The organism is Methylobacterium sp. WL18 (assembly GCF_008040015.1).
Classification (GTDB): Bacteria; Pseudomonadota; Alphaproteobacteria; order Rhizobiales; family Beijerinckiaceae; genus Methylobacterium; species Methylobacterium mesophilicum.
Genome location: NZ_VRVD01000522.1, coordinates 1 through 3,307 on the forward strand (window position 1 = coordinate 1; position 3,307 = coordinate 3,307).

The 3,307-nt window shown below is 71.1% G+C and carries 6 protein-coding genes; 4 read left to right on the top strand and 2 right to left on the bottom strand.

The genetic code is table 11. The features are described from left to right. Nucleotides 1–945, top strand: a 945-nt coding sequence (gene dprA, locus FV228_RS24260; protein WP_147856903.1) for a DNA-processing protein DprA, incomplete at its 5' end; no start/stop codon positions are given. Here dprA and ruvX read toward each other — a convergent pair. After that, a complete protein-coding gene (ruvX, locus tag FV228_RS24265) occupies nt 935–1,429 on the bottom strand; it encodes a Holliday junction resolvase RuvX (RefSeq protein WP_147856904.1) in 495 nt (164 codons plus the stop codon). The genes dprA and ruvX overlap by 11 nt on opposite strands. 9 nt (nt 1,430–1,438) lie before the next feature. Beyond that, entirely contained in the window at nt 1,439–2,005 is a 567-nt protein-coding gene (locus FV228_RS24270) for an SMI1/KNR4 family protein (RefSeq protein WP_147856907.1), read from the bottom strand. A 117-nt stretch (nt 2,006–2,122) separates the two neighbouring features. Between FV228_RS24270 and FV228_RS24275 the strand changes: the two genes are divergently transcribed. From FV228_RS24275 to FV228_RS24285, 3 genes are all read left to right on the top strand, one after another. After that, entirely contained in the window at nt 2,123–2,317 is a 195-nt protein-coding gene (locus FV228_RS24275) for a hypothetical protein (protein WP_147856905.1), read from the top strand. Nucleotides 2,318–2,445: 128 nt separating this feature from the next. After that, the gene (gatC, locus tag FV228_RS24280; protein ID WP_147856906.1) at nt 2,446–2,733 is read left to right on the top strand and encodes an Asp-tRNA(Asn)/Glu-tRNA(Gln) amidotransferase subunit GatC; all 288 of its coding nucleotides are present in this window, start codon (nt 2,446–2,448) and stop codon (nt 2,731–2,733) included. A 73-nt stretch (nt 2,734–2,806) separates the two neighbouring features. Further along, a partial coding sequence (locus FV228_RS24285) for an amidase (RefSeq protein ID WP_246694021.1) occupies nt 2,807–3,307 on the top strand: 501 nt, incomplete at its 3' end.

A 3,307-nucleotide genomic window follows, 5' to 3' on the forward strand; every position in this document is an offset into this window, starting at 1 on the left:
CTCCAAGCCACCGACGCGGCCCCGCCGCTCATCGCCCTGCGCGGCGACCCCAGGATCCTGGCGCGGCCCGCCATCGCCATCGTCGGGTCGCGCAACGCATCGACCGCGGGGCTCGCCTTCACGGAGCGGCTGGCCCGGGGCCTCGGCGAATCCGGCCTCGCCGTGGTCTCGGGGCTCGCCCGGGGGATCGACGCCCGCGCCCACAAGGCCAGCCTGCATACTGGCACCGTCGCCGTGATGGCCGGCGGGCAGGACCGGATCTACCCCGCCAGCCACGCGGCCCTGGTCGACGCGATCCTGGGGGAGGGCGGAGCGGTGGTGGCCGAGATGCCGATCGGCTGGGAGGCGCGGGGCCGCGACTTCCCCCGGCGCAACCGCATCATCTCGGGCCTCGCCTACGGCACGATCGTGGTCGAGGCGGCGCGCCGCTCCGGCTCGCTGATCACGGCACGCTACGCCCTGGAGCAGAACCGGGAGGTCTTCGCCGTTCCGGGCTCGCCGCTCGACCCGCGGGCGGAGGGCACCAACGACCTGATCCGCCAGGGCGCGACCCTGGTGGCCGACATCGACCACGTCCTCGCCGTGATCGGCCCGATCATCGATCGCGGTCCCGATCCCGACGCAGCCCCCGCGCGGGAGCGGCCGGACTTCGCCGAGCAACCGGACTTTTGGGACGAGATCGATCTCGACGGGCGGGCGGACCTGCTCGACGGCAGAATCGGGATGGCCGCCGGCCCCGACGCGCCGGCGGTCGAGCCGGAGGAGCCCGCGGACGACCGCCAGAGAATCATCGCCCTGCTGGGGCCGAGCCCGGTCGGCACCGACGAATTGGCGCGCAGCGCCGGGGTCGGCGCCCGGGTGGTGCAGACGGTGCTGCTGGAGCTGGAGCTCGACGGCCGGATCGAGCGGCACGGCAGCGGGGCCGTCTCGCTCCTCAGTCGCTGAGGGCGTCCGCGTCGGAATCGGCGAGGTTGCGCATCACGTCGAGGCAGCCCTGCAGGATGTAGGCGGCGGCGAGCTTGTCCACGAGCTGGCCGCGCCTGGCCCGGGACGCATCCGCCTCGATCAGCGCCCGGGTCACCACGGCGGTGGACAGGCGCTCGTCGAAGAAGACGTGCGGGATGTCGATGATCGGCTTGAGGTTGCGGATGAACGCGCGGGTCGATTGCACCCGCGGCCCCTCGCTGCCGTCCATGTTCAGGGGCAGCCCGATCACCAGCCCGCCGACGGCGTGCTGCCGGCACAAGGCGGCGAGGCGCTGCGCGTCCGGGGTGAACTTCACCCGGCGGATCGTCTCGAGGGGGCTCGCGATCTGGCGGCCGAGATCCGACAGGGCGAGCCCGATCGTCTTGGTCCCGAGATCGACCCCGATCAGGCGCGCGCCACCGCGCGATGCGGCCGCGAAGGTGCGGATCTCGTCGAAGTTCATGGCGTGGCCCTACGCCAGCCCGGCGCCCCGCGCCAGCGTGGCTTCCGAGATCCCCTCGAACCGGGCGGGGAGCGGCACCGCCCCGGGCCCCAGGACCAGGGTGGCGGAGGGTCCGGTCACCCGGGTGAAGAAGTCGGCGAGATTTTCGCCGCCGAACCGCACCGTCTCGAGGTCGGGCGCCAGCAGCCAAATGTCGTATTCCTCTCCGGTGCCGGAGACGTCCCAGAACAGGAAGCTGCCGTCCTCGCCGGCGCCGAAGAAGCACGCGCGCTCGATCACCGCCGGGTCGCCGTCCTCGACATCGAAGCGGTGCGGCTCCCCGCCGTCCTCCAGCATCGCCACGGCGTTGCCGACGCTGACGGCGATCACCCCGGCCTGGGTGGCCAGATCGCTGGCCTCGTACGGCGACGGCACGGCGATCCGGACCTGCCCGCCCGCCAGGCCGATGCCGCAGGTCTCGCAGAAGCTGCGGTAGGAGGCGGGCAGGGGGAATCCCAGCTCCGCCGCGGCGCCGTCGAGGTCGGCACCCCGCGCCGTGAACCCCACCGACAGGCTCGTGAACACCGACTCCCACATCATAGCCACTCCACCGTCCACAGCGTTAACGCTCTCCGTAGATCGACCCGGATACGCCCGGAGCCGTTCGCGAATAGGTAGGTTAAGACTTCGTTAATCCACAAACCGGGTATCGCCATGACGACGATCGGCCAGCCCTGCATTCCGGCCCCGCTCCGCCGCAAACGATCCGTGACCCGCAAGCAGTGCTGGATGCTGGTCCTGGCCTTCGAAGTCCTGGTCTTCGGAGCCTCGCAATCGGTCTTCAGGCCCGTGCGCCCGGCCGGCATCACCATCGAGATGTCGGTCACGCCGAACCACGTGGTGACCTGATCCGGCGTCCCGCCCGCCATCGTGAGGGGTGGGCCGGCTTTAACGCCCGCGTTGCGGCGCGTCGAACCGCAGTGCTATAGCGCGGCCGGCGCCGGGGATGCCTCCCGGGCAGGGACGAACGGGACGGCATGTCGGTCGACGAGAAGACGGTTCGGCGTATCGCGCATCTGGCTCGGATCGCGGTCACCGACGACGAGGTCGGTCCGCTGCAGGGTGAGCTGAACGCCATCCTGGCCTTCGTCGAGCAGCTCGGCGCCATCGACGTGAGCGGCGTCGAGCCGATGACCTCGGTGACCCCGATGGCGATGAAGAAGCGCGAGGACGTGGTCACCGACGGCGGCCGCGCCGCGGACGTGGTCGCCAACGCCCCCGAGACCGAAGACAATTACTTCCTGGTTCCGAAGGTCGTCGAGTAGGCTGCATCCAGCCTTCGGCGAAGCAAACATTCTGGCGGGCATGCGCGCCGTGGCGCGCGAGGACGGGAACAGCGTGGATCCGAACGAACTCACCCTGGCCGAGGCGCGCGACGCCCTCAAGGCGAAGCGGATCTCGGCCCGCGAGCTGACCCAGGCGCATCTCGACGCCATGGCCAAGGCCCGCGTGCTGAACGCCTTCATCCGCGAGACGCCCGACCAAGCCCTCAAGATGGCGGATGCTGCGGACGAAAAGATCGCGGCCGGCGCGGCGCGCCCCCTCGAGGGCATCCCGCTCGGGATCAAGGATCTGTTCTGCACCGAGGGCGTCATCACGACGGCGGGCTCTAAGATCCTCGAAACCTTCGTGCCGCACTACGAATCGGCCGTCTCGGCCAACCTGTGGCGCGACGGCGCCGTGATGCTGGGCAAGCTGAACCTTGACGAGTTCGCCATGGGCTCGTCCAACGAGACCAGCGCCTACGGCAACGTGGTCTCGCCCTGGCGCCGGAAGGGGTCCGACGCGCAGCTCGTGCCGGGCGGCTCCTCCGGCGGTTCGGCCGCGGCCGTCGCGGCG